Below are 16191 nucleotides of genomic sequence, written 5' to 3' on the forward strand. Positions count from 1 at the left end.
CGTGACCGCCACCCGCACGCCGCCGGCGGACACCGGCACGGCGGGGCAGCCGGAGCCGGGCCGCCCCCGCGCGGGCGAGCTCGCGCGGATCCGCCGCGGTGCGGGCCGGCGGGCCGGTGCGGCGCGCCGTCGGGCCCAGCGGGTGCTGCGCCGCGCGGCCAGCCGCGCCCTGCACGCCTGGCGCTCGTCGCTGCAGGTGCGGATCGGCGCCATCACGATGGCCGTCGCCGGCACGGTGGTGATCATCGTGAGCCTGGTGCTGTTCAGCCAGATCCGGGACCAGCTGCTCACGGTCAAGCGGCAGGCGGCCATCGACCAGGCGCAGGCCGGCGTGCTGGACGCGCAGACGCAGGTGTCCGGCATCGCCACCGGCGACGCCTCGAGCGTCCGGGCGACGCTGGCCCGGACGGTCAGCGCCCTGCAGCAGAGCGGCGGCGCGGCCGGTGACTTCGACGTCGTCATGGTCTACCGGAGCGGGGACCGCGAGGTCTCCGGCCCGAACGACCGGCCCTTCATCTACCAGGCGCTGCCCGACGACCTGCGGGCCGACGTCGACGCCGGCAACCAGTCCTACCGCTACGCCGAGATCCCCGACGACGCCGGCGAGCCCCGGGCGTCGCTGGTCATCGGCGCGCCGGTGCAGGGCGACACCGGTGGCAGCGAGCAGATCGAGCTGTACTACGTCTTCCCGCTGACCCAGGAGGCCGAGAGCCTCGGGCTGATCCGCAGCACGGTGGTCATCAGCGGGCTCGCGCTCACGATGTTCGTCGTCGGCATCGCCGTGCTGGTCACCCGGCTCGTGGTCGACCCGGTGCGGCGGGCGGCGGGCATCGCCCAGCGGCTGGCCGAGGGCGAGCTCGAGGAGCGGATGACCGTGCGCGGTGAGGACGACCTCGCCCGCCTCGCCACCAGCTTCAACGCCATGGCCGACAGCCTGCAGCGGCAGATCACCCAGCTGGAGGGGTTGTCGCAGCTGCAGCAGCGCTTCACCTCCGACGTGTCCCACGAGCTGCGCACCCCGCTGACCACGGTGCAGATGGCCGCCGAGGTGCTGCACGAGGCCCGCGGCGACTTCCCGGCGCACGTGGCGCGGTCCGCGGAGCTGCTGCGGGCCGAGCTGGACCGGTTCGAGGCGCTGCTCACCGACCTGCTGGAGATCAGCCGGTACGACGCCGGCGCGGCGGTGCTGGAGGCGGAGTCCACGGACCTCGGCGGCCTGGTCGCGCGGGTGGCGGCGGGCATGTGGTCGCTGGCCGAGCGGCACGGCTGCGAGCTGGTGGTCGACCGCCCCGACGGGGACGTCATCGCCGAGGTCGACGGCCGGCGGGTGGAGCGGATCCTGCGCAACCTGGTCGGCAACGCGATCGAGCACGGGGCCGGGCGACCGGTGGAGATCACCCTGGCCGCCAACCGGACGGCGGCCGCCGTGACCGTGCGCGACCACGGCGTGGGTCTGTCGTCCGCCGACGCCCAGCACGTCTTCGACCGCTTCTGGCGGGCCGATCCCTCCCGGGTGCGCAGCGTCGGCGGGAGCGGCCTCGGTCTCTCCATCAGCCTGGAGGACGCCCGGCTGCACGGGGGCTGGCTCCAGGTTTGGGGTCAGCCCGGTGCGGGGGCGCAGTTCCGGCTGACCGTGCCGCTGACCGCCGGTGGGGAGCTCACCAGCTCACCGCTGCCGCTGCGCCCGACCGTGGTCGGCCGGCCCGGAGGACGGGCGTGAGGGGCCGCGCGGGCCTGCCCGCGCTGCTCGCCGCCGTGGTCCTGGCGCTCACGTCCTGCTCGATCGTCCCGACCAGCTCGCCGACGGTCCCGATCACCCAGGCGCCGGAGCGGCCGGTCCAGAACGGGGGCTTCGAACCGCTGCCGCCGGCGCCCGATGCGACACCCGAGGAGGTCGTCCGGGGGTTCATCGACGCCGCGGCCAGCACCGTGCGCGGGCGGCCGGTCGCCGCGGAGTACCTGGCGCCCGATGCGGCCCGGGCGTGGTCCGACGCCACGAGCATCACGATCATCGGCCAGGGCTACGCGACGGTCGCCGGCGAGGGCGGCTCGGTCGAGGTGACCGCCACGCAGGTGGGCGGTGTCGACCAGCGCGGCGTCTTCACCGTCGCCGGCGCCGAGCCCTACTCCTACGCGTTCCCGCTGGCCGAGGTCGACGGCGAGTGGCGGATCACCGATCCGCCGGACGTCCTGGTGATGCTCGAGTCGGACTTCGAGCGGCTGTACCACCGGGTCGAGGCCTACTTCCCCGATCCCACCCTGCAGCGGCTCGTCCCCGACCCGCGCTACCTCATCCGCGGCGAGGCGCAGCCGACGGCGCTGGTGGAGCGGCTGATCGAGGGGGCGTCGGGTCCGCTGGCCCGGAGCGTCGCGAACCCGCTGGAGGGAGCCCGGCTGGCCCGCACGGTCACGGTGGAGGACCAGACGGCACGGGTCGACCTCGCCGACGTGGTGGTCGAGCCCGCCACGCCGCTGCGCGAGATGTGCGCACAGCTGGTGTGGACGCTGACCCAGCTCGAGGACGTCGGCATACGCGCGGTGGAGATCACCGCCGACGGCGAGCCGCTGGACTGCGGGGACGTGCCGCAGCAGCAGACGACCGACGACTGGGCGGTCTTCGATCCCGACGCGAGCCCGCTGGCGGCCGTCGGGCACTACGTCGACGCCGGCGGGCTCCGCAGGACCACCGACGGCCAGCCGGCCCCGGGTCCCGCCGGGCAGCCGGGCGCCGGCCTCACGTCGGCCGCCGTATCGGCCGACCCGCGGACCGGGCAGCTCACCTTCCTCGTCGGCGTGCGCTCCGAACCCGGTGGCGCGAGCCTGGTGCGCGGTCGCTACGACGGTGAGCTCCTCCCCGTGCTGCCGGCGGGCGGGACGCTGAGCGCGCCCACGGTCGCCGCGACGAGCCGGGAGGTCTGGGTCGTCCGCAACGGCGTCGAGATCGTGCGGATGCCCGAGGACGGGCCCCCGCAGGGCGTCGGCGCCCCGACGCTGGCCACGTCGGGGAGGACGGCCCAGACCATCGAGCTCTCGCCCGACAGCGTCCGCCTGGCCGTCGTCGCGGCTGATCCGCAGGGGGTCCGGCGGCTCTACGTCGCCACCGTCGTGCGCGAGCCGCAGCTCTCCGTCCAGGACCTCATCGAGGTGACGCCCGGGCTGACCTCGGTGATCGACGTCGCGTGGCGCTCGCCCGGGGAGCTGTGGGTCCTGGCCGGTCAGCCGGACCAGCAGCAGCTGTACTCGGTCGGCGTGGACGGCTGGGACCTCTCCACGGTGGGGAGAGCCGGCCTGCCGGCCCGGCCCACGTCGCTGGCCGCGGCCCCGGGCCGGCCGCCGCTGGTGGTGGCCGGGGAGAGCCTGTGGCAGTGGTCGGACGCCGGCCAGCGGTGGGTCACGCTGCTGCGCGGTCAGGAGCCGGTGCGCGGATCGGCGCCGTTCTACCCGCAGTAGCGGGGCGACCGTCCACAGGCCCCGGGTCCGGCCGCCCTGCGCCGGCCCCGACTGCGGCAGGCTGGTGCGGTGGGCGGTCCGACGTGGTCCGCGCTCGCCGACCTCGTGCTGCCGCGCATCTGCGCCGGGTGCGGGCTGCCCGGCGTCCAGCTGTGCGGCCGCTGCGCCGGGCTGCTCGCCCGGCCGCACCTGGCCACCCCGCGCCGCTTCCCGGAGGGCTTCCCGCCCACCGTGGCCGCCGGCGCCTACGACGGGCCGGTGCGCCCCGCCGTCCTCGCGTTCAAGGAGCGCGGCCGCGCGGAGCTCGCCGGGCCCCTGGGCGCGGCGCTCGCGCTCGCCGCGGCCGCGGTCCTCTCCGCCGTCCCCGGCCCCGCGCCGCGCTCCGTGCTGCTCGTGCCGGTGCCCAGCTCGGCGGCCGCGCTGCGGACGCGGGGACGCGACCACGTCCGCGAGCTGGCCGACCGGGCGGTGCGCGAGCTCCGCGCGGCCGGGCTGCCGGCGGCCCAGGGCCGGCTGCTCCGGCGGCGCGGGCGCGTGCACGACTCCGCCGAGCTCTCCGCCGGGCAGCGCCGCGCCAACCTCGCCGGCACCTTCGTCCTGCGACCGGGTGCGGACGCCGTCGACGGCGCGCTCGTCCTCGTCGACGACGTCGTCACCAGCGGCGCGACGCTCACCGAGGCCGCCTCCGTGCTCGCCCCGCTGGCTGCGGCGGGCGGTCCGCCGGTGCTCGCCGCGGTCGTCGCCGCGACCCCGCGGCAGCGCTCCCGGGCCGCCTCCGGCGGCGTCCCGAGCGGTGCGGGCGGGCGTCCCGGCGGGCACCGCTGATCGACTGTCGGGACCGCGGCGGAGGGACTAGCGTCGAAGCGACCCAACGCCGGATCCCTACCGGGAGGTCTCATGGAGATCGTCGTCCGTGGTCGCAACGTCGAAGTTCCCGAGCACTACCGCCAGCACGTCGAGGACAAGGTCGGCGTGACCGACCGCTTCGACGCCAAGCTCAAGATGCAGCGCATCGACGTGGAGCTCTTCCACGAGAAGAACCCCCGCCAGTCCGACAACTGCCAGCGCGTCGAGATCACGCTGCGCGGCAAGGGCCCCGTCGTGCGCGCCGAAGCCAGCGGCCCCGACTTCTACGCCGCCCTGGACGCCGCGGTGGGCAAGCTGGACAACCGGCTGCGCCGCGCGGCCGACCGGCGCCGGGTCCACCACGGCCGGCGGACCCCGGCCAGCGTCCGCATGGCGGACAACGTCGCGCTGGACGCGACGACCGGGACGAGCGCCGAGGTCGAGCAGGACGGCGGCCCACCGGCGACCGAGCCGGACGAGCACCTCCCCGGGCAGATCGTCCGGGAGAAGTTCCACCCGGCCACGCCGATGCACGTCGACCAGGCCCTCCACGAGATGGAGCTGGTCGGCCACGACTTCTACCTGTTCCAGTGCGCCGACACCGGGCAGCCCACGGTGGTCTACCGCCGGCACGCCTACGACTACGGCCTGATCCGGCTGGCCCCCGTGCCCCAGGACGGCGCTGCCCCCGAGCACGTCGCCCAGCCGCAGGCGTCGGTCGCGATGCCCGCGGGCGCACCCGCCTGACCAGGGGAGGGGGGCGCCCGACCGGGGCGCCCCCCTCCCGCTCAGTCCCCGGGCAGCCGGGAGAACAGCACCGCGTCGCCGCGGGTGCCGTCCCGGTAGGGCAGGCCGGCGCGGGCGACGCCCTCCCGCACGAAGCCCGCCCGCAGCGCGGCGGCCTGGGAGGCGGCGTTGCGCACGTCGGCCGAGAGGTGCACGCGTGCAGCGTCGTGCTGCAGCGCCCAGTCGGCCAGCGCGCGAGCGGCCTCCGCCGCGTACCCCCGCCCACGGGCCCAGGGGGCGACCCAGTAGCCGACGCCGGGTCCGAGCACACCGCCGGTGAAGTGGAGTCCCGCCGAGCCGACGAACCGTCCGTCGGCCTCCATCGCGGTGAGCAGCCCGCGGCTCTCGAGGCGCGCCGTCACCGTGGTCCCGGTGACGAACGCGAGGGCGTCGGCCTCGGTGTAGGGCGACGGCACCGTCGTCCAGCGCTGGATGTCCGCGTCCTGGCAGGCGCGGTGCACCGCGTCGACGTCGTCGGGCCGGTAGGGGCGCAGCACGAGCCGGTCGGTGCGCACGACCTCGGTGGGGAGGTCGACGAGGGAGAGGTCCACGCCGGTGATGATCAGGCGTTGCCCAGCACCCGGTCGACCGATATCTCGATGACCACGCGCGCGGGGTTCACCCGGGGCTGCCGGTAGCGGCGGGCGTAGCGCTCGACGGCGTCGCCCACCGAGGCGGCGTCGTCCTTCACCACCGCCGACCCCTCGAGGGTCAGCCACCGGGCGCCGTCCACCTGGCAGACCGCGACCCGCGACTGCCCGGCGCGCACGTGCCGGGCCTTCGCCGAACCGCCCGAGGTGATCACCCGGGCCGTCGCCGTGGCCGGGTCGTAGGTGACCCCGACCGGGACGACGTGCGGGGTGCCGTCGGCGCGCAGCGTCGTCAGGGTCGCCAGGTGCCGCTCGGTGAGGAACTCGAGGGTGGCCGGTGCGAGGTCAGCGGGGTTCCTGGACACGGGCGGGAGGTTAGAGGACGAACTCGGGGCGTCCGGCTCGCTGCGGGACCGCGTTGCCAGGTGGCACGCCTACGCTGGGGTCGTGGTGTTCCAGAAGATCCTCCGCGCCGGCGAGGGCAAGCAGGTCCGTCGACTCACCAAGATCGCCGATGCGGTCGAGTCCCTGGCCGACGACTACACCGATCTCAGCGACGCCGAGCTGCGCGGCAAGACCGACGAGTTCAAGGAGCGGTACGCCGACGGGGAGACCCTCGACGAGCTGCTGCCCGAGGCCTTCGCCGTCGTCCGCGAGGCCGCCACCCGCACGCTGGGTCAGCGGCACTTCCGCGTGCAGCTCATGGGCGGCGCGGCGCTGCACCTGGGCAACATCGCCGAGATGAAGACCGGTGAGGGCAAGACCCTCACCGGCGTGCTGCCGGCCTACCTCAACGCCCTGACCGGCAAGGGCGTGCACGTGGTCACCACCAACGACTACCTGGCCTCCCGCGACGCCGAGTGGATGGGCCGGGTGCACCGGTTCCTCGGCCTGACGGTCGGCACGATCGTCTCCGGGCAGCCGCCGGCCACCCGCCGCGAGAAGTACGCCTGCGACATCACCTACGGCACGAACAACGAGTTCGGCTTCGACTACCTGCGCGACAACATGGCCTGGAGCAAGGCCGACCTGGTGCAGCGCGGGCACCACTTCGCGATCGTCGACGAGGTCGACTCGATCCTCATCGACGAGGCGCGCACCCCGCTGATCATCAGCGGCCCGGCCGAGACCAGCGCCAAGTGGTACGGCGAGTTCGCCCGCATCGTGCCGCTGATGAAGCGCGACGTGCACTACGAGGTCGAGGAGGCCAAGCGCACGGTCGCCGTCACCGAGCAGGGTGTGGAGTTCGTCGAGGACCAGCTCGGCATCGACAACCTCTACGAGGCGGTCAACACCCCGCTCATCGGCTACCTGAACAACGCGCTCAAGGCCAAGGAGCTGTTCAAGAAGGACCAGCAGTACATCGTCAGCAACGGCGAGGTCCTCATCGTCGACGAGTTCACCGGTCGCGTGCTGTCGGGTCGCCGCTACAACGAGGGCATGCACCAGGCCATCGAGGCCAAGGAGAAGGTGAAGATCAAGGACGAGAACCAGACGCTCGCCACGATCACCCTCCAGAACTACTTCCGCCTCTACGAGAAGCTCTCCGGGATGACCGGCACGGCCCAGACCGAGGCCGCCGAGCTGCACCAGACCTACAAGCTGGGCGTCGTCCCGATCCCGACGAACCGGCCGATGATCCGCGAGGACCGCGCCGACGTCATCTACAAGACCGAGACCGCGAAGTTCGACGCCGTCGTCGACGACATCGCCGACCGGCACGAGCACGGCCAGCCCGTCCTCGTCGGCACGGCCAGCGTCGAGAAGTCCGAGGTGCTGGCCAGGTTCCTGCTGCGCCGCGGCATCCCGCACGAGGTCCTCAACGCGAAGAACCACGCCCGTGAGGCGGCGATCATCGCGATGGCCGGCCGTCCGGGCGCGGTCACCGTGGCCACCAACATGGCCGGCCGCGGTACCGACATCCAGCTCGGCGGCAACGCCGAGTTCATCGCCGACGAGGTGCTGCGCGCCCGCGGGCTGTCCCCGGCCGAGACGCCGGAGGAGTACGAGGCCGCCTGGGACGACGCCCTGGAGGCGGCCAAGGCGCAGGTGAAGGCCGAGCACGAGCAGGTCACCGAGGCCGGCGGGCTCTACGTGCTGGGCACCGAGCGGCACGAGAGCCGCCGCATCGACAACCAGCTGCGTGGTCGTTCCGGCCGCCAGGGCGACCCGGGGGAGTCGCGGTTCTACCTCTCCCTGGGCGACGACCTGATGCGCCGCTTCAACGGCCCGATGCTCGAGTCGATGATGAACACCCTGCGGGTGCCCGACGACCAGCCGATCGAGTCGAAGATGGTCAGCCGGGCGATCAAGTCCGCGCAGACCCAGGTCGAGCAGCAGAACTTCGAGGTCCGCAAGGACGTCCTCAAGTACGACGAGGTGCTCAACCGCCAGCGCACCGTCATCTACGACGAGCGCCGCAAGGTGCTCGAGGGCGCCGACCTGCACGAGCAGCTGCGCTCGATGGTCGACGACGTCGTCGCCGCCTACGTCGACGGCGCGACCGAGACCGGCTACGCCGAGGACTGGGACCTCGAGCAGCTGTGGACCGGGCTCAAGGCGCTCTACCCGGTGGGCGTGACCGTCGAGGACGTCGTCGACCGGCTCGGCGGCGGCGAGCAGGCGGAGGTCTCCGCCGAGGCGCTCAAGACCGAGCTGCTCGAGGACGTGCACCGCGCCTACGACACCCGCGAGTCCACGCTGGGCTCGGAGGTCATGCGTGAGCTGGAGCGGCGGGTGCTGCTCAGCGTCATGGACCGCAAGTGGCGCGAGCACCTCTACGAGATGGACTACCTGCGGGCCGGCATCCACCTGCGCGCGATGGCCAACCGCGACCCGGTCGTGGAGTACCAGCGCGAGGGCTACGACATGTTCAACGCGATGCTCGACGGCATCAAGGAGGAGTCGGTCGGCTTCCTGTTCAACCTCGAGGTCAAGACCAAGGAGGAGCAGGACGCCGAGGCCAAGGCCAAGCAGGACGAGGCCGAGGCCAAGGCGCTCGCCGCGGCCCAGGAGGGCACGGCGCGGGTGCTCGCCCGCCAGGCCGCCGAGGCGAAGGCCAGGGCCGCCGCGGCCGAGGCGGCGCACGCCGCGCACTCGGGCACCGCGACGGCGCCGGCGGCCCCGACCGCCCGGCGCTCGGGCACCGCGCGGAAGGCCCCGCCGGCCGCCGCGGCCGCCGCTCCCGCGGTGCAGACGGCGTCCCCGTCGGGCACCGGGCCGGAGCTCTCGGTCAAGGGCCTGGACGAGGTGCGGCCGCCGGAGAACCTGACCTACTCCGCGCCGAGCCTCGACGCCTCGGCCAAGGACGCGGGCCGCGCGAAGGCGGCGAAGACCGCGACGGTCAGCGGCACCAAGGAGACCCCGCGCAACGCGCCGTGCCCCTGCGGCTCGGGCAAGAAGTACAAGCAGTGCCACGGGTCGGCCGCCGGGAGCTGACCGGCTTGACGGCGGGTGCCGGCCGGTCGGCGATGCCGCCGGCCGGCGCCCGGGTTCACCTCGTCGGCTCGACCGCCAGGTCACCGGCGACAGGGGCCGGGGCCGGTTCGACCCCTGGTGTCCGGCGGTGGTCGGGGACGAGGGAGCGGAATCGGCGCAGCGGCCGCTCGACGAAGAGGTAGAGGCCCGCCGCGATCGCGACGCTGGCCCCCCACACGATCGCGAACACCGCGATCGGCGGGCCGGTCAGGACCGGGATCTCCAGCCACGCGTAGAAGCCGGTGAGCAGCGGCATGTGCACGAGGAAGACCCCGTAGGAGACCTCGCCGAGCCGGTGGGCCGTCGGGCCGGACAGCGCCCGGCGCACCAGGCCCCCGCGCTCCTGCCCCAGTACCAGCGGCAGCACGACCAGGACCGCTGTGCCCATGTAGAGGAGGTTGCGGGCGACGGACTCGCCGGGCGTCGGCTGCTCGAAGGTGTACGGCCCGGTGATCGGGGTGCAGGCCACCCAGTACAGGGCGGCCGCGGCGGCCCAGCACACGAGCAGGGGGCGGCCCAGGGCGCGCGCGGCGCGGACCGGCGCCCAGTCGCGGTCGGCGACGGTCAGCAGCGCCAGCGCCATGCCGCCGGCGAACCAGCCGGCGAAGGCGGGGAGCCAGAGCTGGGTCGGGTGGAAGCCCCATGGCCATTCCTTGGCGACGTAGAGGTACGTCGGGCCGGCGATCGCCAGCCCCACCAGGGCGAGCATCGCCGGCCACGGCCGGCCCGACCGGCCGCGCGACAGCAGCGCCAGCCCATGGGCCAGCAGCGGCAGGACGGCGAGAAAGGCGACCGCCGCGCACAGGATCCACATGGGGTCCAGCCCGCCGATCGTCCCCTCGTCGCCGTAGACCTGCACCAGCGCGAGGTGCTGCAGCAGCATGCCGGCGTCGGTGCCCTCGTTGACGGGGAGGAAGAGGACCGCGGCGATGACCGTGATCCAGTAGGTCGGCAGGATCCGCAGGGCCCACCGCCACAGGTAGGCGCGCGCGTCGGGCGCCGGCCCGCCCCGGACGGCGGCCAGCGCGAAGGGGCGGAAGGCCAGAAAGCCGGAGAGCACGAAGAACACCGCGACGCCGACCTCGAGGTGGGCCAGCGCGCTGGCCCCGATGCCGGTGTCGGACGAGCTCGTGCCGGTGATGAACGCGACGTGGCACACGACGAGGGCGGTGGTAGCCAGGAAGCACAAGCCGTCCAGCGCCGGGAACGGCCGCCCCTGGGCCGCGGCCGGCCCGCCGACGGGCAGGGCTGAGGCGGTCACGGCGTCGGCCTTCCGGTCGCGTGCTGCGGGACGGCGACCGCGGGCGCGGTCGCGGTCGCGAGGGACGTGGCGGCGGGTGCCTGATGGCGCCCGGGCGCGGGAGCGCCGGCCCGGGACCGGTCGGGGACCAGCGTCCGGAGGCGGCGCAGCGGCCGTTCGACGGCGAGGTACATCCCCGCCGCGATCGTGACGCTGGCCCCCAGGACGAGCACCGTGACCGGGATGAGACCGCCGCTTGTGGCCGGGAGGTCGAGCCAGGTGTACAGGCCGAAGAGCAGCGGCATGTGCACGAGGAACACGCCGTAGGAGATCTCGCCCAGGCGGTTGCCGGTCCTGCCCGACAGCGCCCGGCGCACCGGTCCACCGCGCTCGTGCCCCAGCACCAGGGGGAGGACGAGGAGCATCGCGACGCCCATGTGCATCAGGTTGCGGATGACCATCTGCGCCGGGGTCGACGGGGTGAAGTAGTCGTGCGGACCGCCGAGGGGGGTGCACGCGACCGCGTACAGGGCCACCGCGCCGAACCAGCACAGCCACAGCTGGCCGCCCAGCGCGCGCGCCGCGCGGACCGGCGCCCAGTCGGGGTCGGCGACGGTCAGCAGCGCGAGAGCCATCCCGCCCGCGAACCACCCGATGAGGGACGGGAGCCAGACGTTGGTGGGGAGGAAGTCCACCGGCCAGAGCATCGCGCCGTACAGGAAGACCGACCCGGCGACGGTCAGCCCGAGGAGGACGAGCAGTGCGGGCCAGGGGCGGTCCGGCCGGGCGCGCGACAGCCACACGAGACCGGCGGCCAGCAGCGGGAGGACGGCGTAGAAGGAGACCTCCGTGGACAGGCTCCACATCTGGTCCAGGCCGTACGCGGTGGTGAAGCCGTCGTCGTCGTAGATCTGCGTGAGCGTCAAGTAGCGCAGCAGGGTGCCTGCTGCCGTGTCGGCGTTCTCCGGGATGAGGAGCATGGCCGCGGCAACCGTGACCCAGTACGCCGGCAGGATCCGCAGCGCCCGCCGCCACAGGTAGGCGCCCGCGCCGGGGGGCGGGAGCCCCCGGGTGGCGGCCAGCGGGAACGGCCGGAAGAGCAGGAAGCCGGAGAGGACGAAGAAGATCGCGACGCCGACCGACAGGTGGCTGAGCACGCTCGCTCCGTAGTCAGGAGCGAAGCTGGCTCCGGTCGCCGACGCGGTGTGGCTGACGACGACGGCGACCGCCGCGATGATCCGCATCCCGTCGAGCGCCGGGAACGCGCGCTCCTGCGCCGCCGCCGGCCCCCCGTCGAGCACGGCAGATGCCGTCATGAGTCCTCCGTCCGCCCGTGGCCGGGGACGTAATCACGGCGGAGCACACCGGTCAATCGGGGCGGGCACGGTTCAGCCGATCTGGAGCGCGGTGCACCGCCAGCGGCCGTCGATGCCCTCGAGCCGCGCGGCGACCGCGTGGGCGCGCCCGGCCCGGTGCGCGACCGCGCTGACCTCGGCGACGCCGTCCACCGGCTCGCACACCCGCACCGGCCCGACGAGCAGCGGTGCGGTGCCCTCCGCGCACCAGCGCGGCCGGCGGCCGCCGGTCAGGGCCGCGAACACCCTCGGCGACGTGTGCGGCTGGAGCTGGACGGGCGGGCGGCGCCCGGCGAGGACCTCGAGCGCCAGCGTCACGAGCCGGCGGCCGGCCTCGCCGGCGGCCGGCAGCTCCGCGCGGAGGGTCCAGGTCGGGCCGAACTCGTCGTCCGGGCGGGCGACGGCGGCCGACCGCGGGCGCGGTCCGGGCCGGTGCGGCGGGCGGGGGACCGCGACGCCCGGGAACAGCAGGCGGACGGGCAGCCGCTCGTCCTGCAACGGCGGCTGGGGCGTGCGCACGCGGACCAGGCGCAGCGGCGGGCGGGCCGCCGGCGGGGCGGGGGCGGGCGGCGGGGACGGCTGGGCGGGCACGGTCGCGGGACCTCCGGGACGGGGCGGGCGGGGACGGATGGGCCTCACGGCGGCGGGCGGAGCACCTGGCCGGGTAGCAGCAGGTCGGGATCGGAGCCGATGACCGCCGCGTTCACGGCCCACCACGCGTGCGTCGCGCCCACGGTCTCGGCCGGTGTCGGGGACCGGCCGAGCCGGGTGGAGAGGTCCGCGGCGGCGATGTCCCAGAGGCGGTCGCCGCGGACGACGACGTGGTCCCCTGCGACCGGCAGGACCGGCGCCACGGGCCAGTCGGGGAGCGCGCCGGCCGCTGGGGCGGTCAGCGGCCAGTCGGGGACGGGTGCGGGCAGCGGCGCCGCGGCGGCCGGGGCCGCCACCGCGAGACCGAGCCCGAGCGCCAGGGCGGCGCCGCGGCGGGCGCCGGCGGGCAGGACCACGCGGCTGAGCACACCCGTCGCGGAACCGAGCGCACCGGGCAGTGCAGACCCGGCCGTGAGCAGCAGGCCCAGGACGCCCCAGGCCCAGACCGCCCAGGCCAGCAGCCCGGCGGCAGCGAGCAGCAGGGCCTCCGCGCCGGCCGTGTCCGCCGTGCGCTGGGCGCCGAGGACGGAGCCGGTCAGCTCGGGGAGCGGGGGCGTCAGCCACGACAGCGCCACGGCGACGGCAGCCATGACCGCGGTCGTCGTTCCCAGGCGGCGTACGGACAACGGACTCACCTCCTTCACGCTCTCGATCATCAGAACAAGCAAATAAAAGCAAACGCAAGTGAAAACGTGCATCTAGGCTGTGGACGGAGGTGGGTCATGCGCTGGCAGCAGCTGTTCGCCGATCTCGAGGCGCGCTTCGAGGCCGAGCGGGAGGCGGCGGACCGGGGGGAGGTGTCGTCGCGGTCGAGGCACGAGGTCGGCGCCCTGCGGTTCCGCGACCGCCTGGCCGGCGCGCTCGGCTTCCCCGTCGTCCTGCTGTGCCGCGGTGCCGGCGCGGTACCGGGCACCCTGGTCGACGTGGGCAGCGACTGGCTGCTCCTCGTCGACGACCAGGGCCGCGAGTGCCTCGTGGCGCTGCCCGCGGTGCTCGCCGTCACCGGGCTCGGCCGCCGCACGGCACCGGCGCAGGACGGCGGCCCGGTACGCGCCCGGCTCGACCTCCGGCGGGCGCTGCGCGGCCTGGCGCGCGACCGCGCCGCGGTGCAGGTCGTCCTGGACGAGGGCACCCGGCTGCACGGGACGATCGACCGGGTGGGATCGGACCACGTGGAGCTGGCGGAGCACGCCGCCGACGAGCCGCGGCGCGCGGATGCCGTGCAGGGGGTGCGCACGGTCGTCATCGACGCGGTGGTGGCGGTCCGGACGCTGCTGCCCGGGCCGGGCTGAGCGGAGGTCCGCTCAGGGGTCAGGCGGGCGCGGCTCCACTGCTGTCCGCGTCGGCCGGTTCGACCGGCCGGCCCTCCTCCGCGGGCGGCACCGTGCCGGCGCGGGCCTCGGCGTACTTCTGCTGGATGAACCGCTCCAGCTCGTCGACCTCGACCCGCCACTGGCCGCGCCCGCCGATCTGGATGGCGAGGAGCTCCTTGCGCCGGACGAGGGCGTAGGCCTGCGACCAGGAGACGTTGAGGATCTCGGCGACGTCGTCCAGCGTCAGGAAGCGGGGCGTGGGCATGGGGTCCTCTCCATCCGGTGGCGCCAGTCTGTCAGCCGCACCGGTGACCCGGAGCGGGCGTCCACACCCGAACGTGTGGATGACGGCAGCGGGCGAACCGCCCCGTGACGCATCATCTGCACCCGAACGCCGTCACCAGCGCCCGAACCGCCGTGACGGGTGCCGACGTGCAGGAGAGGGAACCGTCGTGACCGCCGTGCGTCCTGCTCCGTCGCCCACCGCCCCCACCGGCCCGGTGCCGCGACGGATCCGCCCGCCGCGCTGGCTGGACCTCCGGCTGCTGCTGGGGGTCCTGCTCGTCCTCGGCTCGGTCCTGCTGGGCGCGCGCGTGGTCGGTTCCGCGGACGCCACGGTGCCGGTGTGGGCGGCGTCCGCGGACCTCGCCGCCGGGACGGAGCTGGCGGCGGACGACCTGGTCGCCGTCGACGTGCGCCTCGACGGGACGGCCGACGCCTACCTGTCCGCGTCGACCCGCCCGGCGGGCCGCACGCTCGCGCGCGCCGTGCGGTCGGGTGAGCTGGTGCCGAGCTCCGTGCTGGAGGAGCCGGCCGAGCTGGTGCAGGTGGCGCTGCCCGTGCAGGCCGGCTTCGTGCCGCCGGGGCTGCGGCGCGGGGGCTTCGTCGACGTCTACGCGGTGGCCGACCCGACCGTGGGCGCCACGGCGACGACCGGTGGGAGCGTGACCCCGGTGGTCCTCCGCGCGCCGGTCCAGGCGCTGTCGGGCCGCACCGAGGGGGTGCTGTCGACACCCACGACCACCGTCCAGGTGGTCGTGCAGGTGGTCGCGGACGAGGCGGCGGGGGTGCTCGCCGCGATCGGGGGTCGCCCGCTCGTGGTAGTCGTCCACGGGTCCGTGGAGACGAGCCCGGCTCGCGCGGGGCAGGTGCCCGCAGCGGCCGGGCCGACCGGCTGATGCCGGTCCAGGTGCTGACCGCGGTCACCGGGGCGGCGTGGGAGTCGGCGCTGGTCGGTGCGCTGGACGGCGCCGACCACGGCGTGGTGGTCGTCCGCCGGTGCGTGGACGTCTCCGACCTGCTGGCCGCCGCGGCCACCGGCACGGGCCAGGCGGCGCTGCTGTCCGCCGAGCTCCGCCGGCTCGACGGGGACGCGGTGGCCCGGCTCACCGCGGCCGGCGTGGCGGTCGTCGGCCTGGTCGAGCCGGGCGACGACCGCGCCGCTGAGCGGCTGCGGCAGCTGGGGGTGCTGCACGTCCTGCCGGCAGACGCCGACGCGGGGGTGATCGCCCGCGCGCTGCGCGAGGCGGTGGCGGGCGCTCCGGCAGCGTCGCGGGACGTCGCCGACCCCCGAGCGGCCCTGCCGGCGCTGGGTGTGCCGCCCGAGGACGTGGAGCAACCGTCGGGGCGGGGCCGGCTGGTCGCCGTGTGGGGGCCGACCGGGGCGCCCGGCCGCACGACGGTCGCGGTCGGCCTCGCGGACGAGGCATCCCGGTTGGGCGTCTCCAGCCTGCTGGTCGACGCCGACGTCTACGGCGGCGTGGTGGCCCAGGTGCTCGGGCTGCTGGACGACTCACCGGGGCTGGCGGGCGCCGCGCGGCAGGCGAGCGCCGGCACCCTGGACCAGGCGGCGTTGATCGCGCTGGCCTGGGCGGTGCGGCCGGGGCTGCGCGTGCTCACCGGTCCCGCCCGGGCGGACCGCTGGCCGGAACTGCGCCCGCGCGCGGTGACGACGGTGCTGGAGGAGGCCCGGCGCCTGGCCGGGCTGACCGTCGTCGACTGCGCCTTCAACCTCGAGGACGACGAGGAGCTGTCCTTCGACACCGCCGCCCCGCGGCGCAACGGGGCGACGCTGGCCGTGCTGGAGGCCGCCGACACGGTGCTCTGCGTCAGCGGTGCGGATCCGGTCGCCCTGCAGCGCAGTGTCCGGGCACTCGACGAACTGCGCGACGTGCTGCCCGCTGTCGACCCGGTGCTGGTGGTCAACCAGGTCCGGCGTGGTCCGGTCCCGGGCGACCCGGAACGCGAGATCGCCGCGGCCCTGGACCGCTTCGCCGGCCGGCAGGTCTCGTACTTCCTGCCCGCCGACCGCCGGGCCACGGACGCCGCGCTCGGCGCGGGACTGACCCTGGCCGAGGTGGCTCCCGGCAGCGCCCTGCGCTCGGGGCTCCGCGGCATGGCCGCGGCGCTCGCGGAGGTGCCGGTCCCGGCAGCGCGCCGGCGCGGCCTGCGCATCGCCGGCCGGGCGGGCTGATCGCCGGAGT

Annotated in this window: 15 protein-coding genes; 8 read left to right on the forward strand and 7 right to left on the reverse strand. The window is 75.3% G+C overall.

The features are described from left to right. The first annotated feature begins 1 nt into the window (after nucleotide 1). The 4 genes from mtrB (at nucleotide 2) to hpf (ending at nucleotide 5043) form a co-directional block, all read left to right on the forward strand. Nucleotides 2–1720: an MtrAB system histidine kinase MtrB gene (gene mtrB, locus ACI79H_RS17705; protein ID WP_456555733.1), complete on the forward strand. Its 1719-nt coding sequence runs from the start codon at nucleotides 2–4 to the stop codon at nucleotides 1718–1720. After that, nucleotides 1717–3450: a GerMN domain-containing protein gene (locus ACI79H_RS17710; protein ID WP_456555734.1), complete on the forward strand. Its 1734-nt coding sequence runs from the start codon at nucleotides 1717–1719 to the stop codon at nucleotides 3448–3450. The genes mtrB and ACI79H_RS17710 overlap by 4 nt, the downstream gene beginning before the upstream one ends. 69 nt (nucleotides 3451–3519) lie before the next feature. Beyond that, a complete protein-coding gene (locus tag ACI79H_RS17715; RefSeq protein ID WP_456555735.1) occupies nucleotides 3520–4275 on the forward strand; it encodes a ComF family protein in 756 nt (251 codons plus the stop codon). A 72-nt stretch (nucleotides 4276–4347) separates the two neighbouring features. After that, the gene (gene hpf, locus ACI79H_RS17720) at nucleotides 4348–5043 is read left to right on the forward strand and encodes a ribosome hibernation-promoting factor, HPF/YfiA family (protein ID WP_456555736.1); all 696 of its coding nucleotides are present in this window, start codon (nucleotides 4348–4350) and stop codon (nucleotides 5041–5043) included. Between the two features lie 41 nt (nucleotides 5044–5084). Here hpf and ACI79H_RS17725 read toward each other — a convergent pair whose 3' ends face one another. After that, nucleotides 5085–5633 (reverse strand): GNAT family N-acetyltransferase, encoded by a 549-nt coding sequence (locus ACI79H_RS17725; RefSeq protein ID WP_456555737.1) that lies wholly within the window; start codon nucleotides 5631–5633, stop codon nucleotides 5085–5087. Nucleotides 5634–5644: 11 nt separating this feature from the next. Then, complete coding sequence (locus tag ACI79H_RS17730) at nucleotides 5645–6037, reverse strand: pyridoxamine 5'-phosphate oxidase family protein (RefSeq protein WP_456555738.1); 393 nt, start codon at nucleotides 6035–6037, stop codon at nucleotides 5645–5647. Nucleotides 6038–6119: 82 nt separating this feature from the next. Between ACI79H_RS17730 and secA the strand changes: the two genes are divergently transcribed. Beyond that, nucleotides 6120–9110 (forward strand): preprotein translocase subunit SecA, encoded by a 2991-nt coding sequence (gene secA, locus ACI79H_RS17735; RefSeq protein ID WP_456555739.1) that lies wholly within the window; start codon nucleotides 6120–6122, stop codon nucleotides 9108–9110. A gap of 55 nt (nucleotides 9111–9165) precedes the next feature. On the opposite strand, the gene ACI79H_RS17740 is transcribed toward secA, so the two are convergent. The 4 genes from ACI79H_RS17740 to ACI79H_RS17755 all read right to left on the reverse strand — a co-directional run bounded on the left by ACI79H_RS17740 (nucleotide 9166) and on the right by ACI79H_RS17755 (nucleotide 12985). Next, nucleotides 9166–10410 (reverse strand): acyltransferase family protein, encoded by a 1245-nt coding sequence (locus ACI79H_RS17740; RefSeq protein ID WP_456555740.1) that lies wholly within the window; start codon nucleotides 10408–10410, stop codon nucleotides 9166–9168. Beyond that, on the reverse strand, nucleotides 10407–11705 hold the full coding sequence (locus ACI79H_RS17745) for an acyltransferase family protein (protein ID WP_456555741.1): 1299 nt from the start codon (nucleotides 11703–11705) through the stop codon (nucleotides 10407–10409). Before ACI79H_RS17745 ends, ACI79H_RS17740 begins: the two co-directional genes overlap by 4 nt. A 72-nt stretch (nucleotides 11706–11777) precedes the next feature. Further along, nucleotides 11778–12335, reverse strand: coding sequence for an Rv3235 family protein (locus ACI79H_RS17750; RefSeq protein ID WP_456555742.1), 558 nt, complete (start codon nucleotides 12333–12335; stop codon nucleotides 11778–11780). A 44-nt stretch (nucleotides 12336–12379) separates the two neighbouring features. Further along, the gene (locus ACI79H_RS17755; RefSeq protein WP_456555743.1) at nucleotides 12380–12985 is read right to left on the reverse strand and encodes a hypothetical protein; all 606 of its coding nucleotides are present in this window, start codon (nucleotides 12983–12985) and stop codon (nucleotides 12380–12382) included. A 132-nt stretch (nucleotides 12986–13117) separates the two neighbouring features. Here ACI79H_RS17755 and ACI79H_RS17760 point away from each other — a divergent pair, with 132 nt between their 5' ends. After that, nucleotides 13118–13687: a hypothetical protein gene (locus tag ACI79H_RS17760; RefSeq protein WP_456555744.1), complete on the forward strand. Its 570-nt coding sequence runs from the start codon at nucleotides 13118–13120 to the stop codon at nucleotides 13685–13687. A 19-nt stretch (nucleotides 13688–13706) separates the two neighbouring features. On the opposite strand, the gene ACI79H_RS17765 is transcribed toward ACI79H_RS17760, so the two are convergent. Next, entirely contained in the window at nucleotides 13707–13973 is a 267-nt protein-coding gene (locus ACI79H_RS17765; protein ID WP_456555745.1) for a helix-turn-helix domain-containing protein, read from the reverse strand. A gap of 187 nt (nucleotides 13974–14160) precedes the next feature. Here ACI79H_RS17765 and ACI79H_RS17770 point away from each other — a divergent pair, with 187 nt between their 5' ends. Both ACI79H_RS17770 and ACI79H_RS17775 read left to right on the forward strand, forming a co-directional pair. After that, nucleotides 14161–14886 carry an SAF domain-containing protein gene (locus ACI79H_RS17770; protein ID WP_456555746.1) on the forward strand — a complete coding sequence of 242 codons (726 nt, stop codon included), beginning with the start codon at nucleotides 14161–14163 and terminating at the stop codon, nucleotides 14884–14886. Next, nucleotides 14886–16181 (forward strand): AAA family ATPase, encoded by a 1296-nt coding sequence (locus ACI79H_RS17775; protein ID WP_456555747.1) that lies wholly within the window; start codon nucleotides 14886–14888, stop codon nucleotides 16179–16181. The genes ACI79H_RS17770 and ACI79H_RS17775 overlap by 1 nt, the downstream gene beginning before the upstream one ends. Nucleotides 16182–16191: the final 10 nt, after the last annotated feature.

The organism is Blastococcus sp. SYSU D01042 (assembly GCF_054050515.1).

Coding starts and splice junctions, on each gene's coding strand:
- hpf (WP_456555736.1), top strand. CDS start 4,348: ATGGAGATCGTCGTCCGTGGTCGCAACGTCGAAGTTCCCGAGCACTAC.
- ACI79H_RS17755 (WP_456555743.1), bottom strand. CDS start 12,985: ATGGCTGCCGTCGCCGTGGCGCTGTCGTGGCTGACGCCCCCGCTCCCC.
- ACI79H_RS17760 (WP_456555744.1), top strand. CDS start 13,118: ATGCGCTGGCAGCAGCTGTTCGCCGATCTCGAGGCGCGCTTCGAGGCC.
- ACI79H_RS17765 (WP_456555745.1), bottom strand. CDS start 13,973: ATGCCCACGCCCCGCTTCCTGACGCTGGACGACGTCGCCGAGATCCTC.
- ACI79H_RS17745 (WP_456555741.1), bottom strand. CDS start 11,705: ATGACGGCATCTGCCGTGCTCGACGGGGGGCCGGCGGCGGCGCAGGAG.
- ACI79H_RS17775 (WP_456555747.1), top strand. CDS start 14,886: ATGCCGGTCCAGGTGCTGACCGCGGTCACCGGGGCGGCGTGGGAGTCG.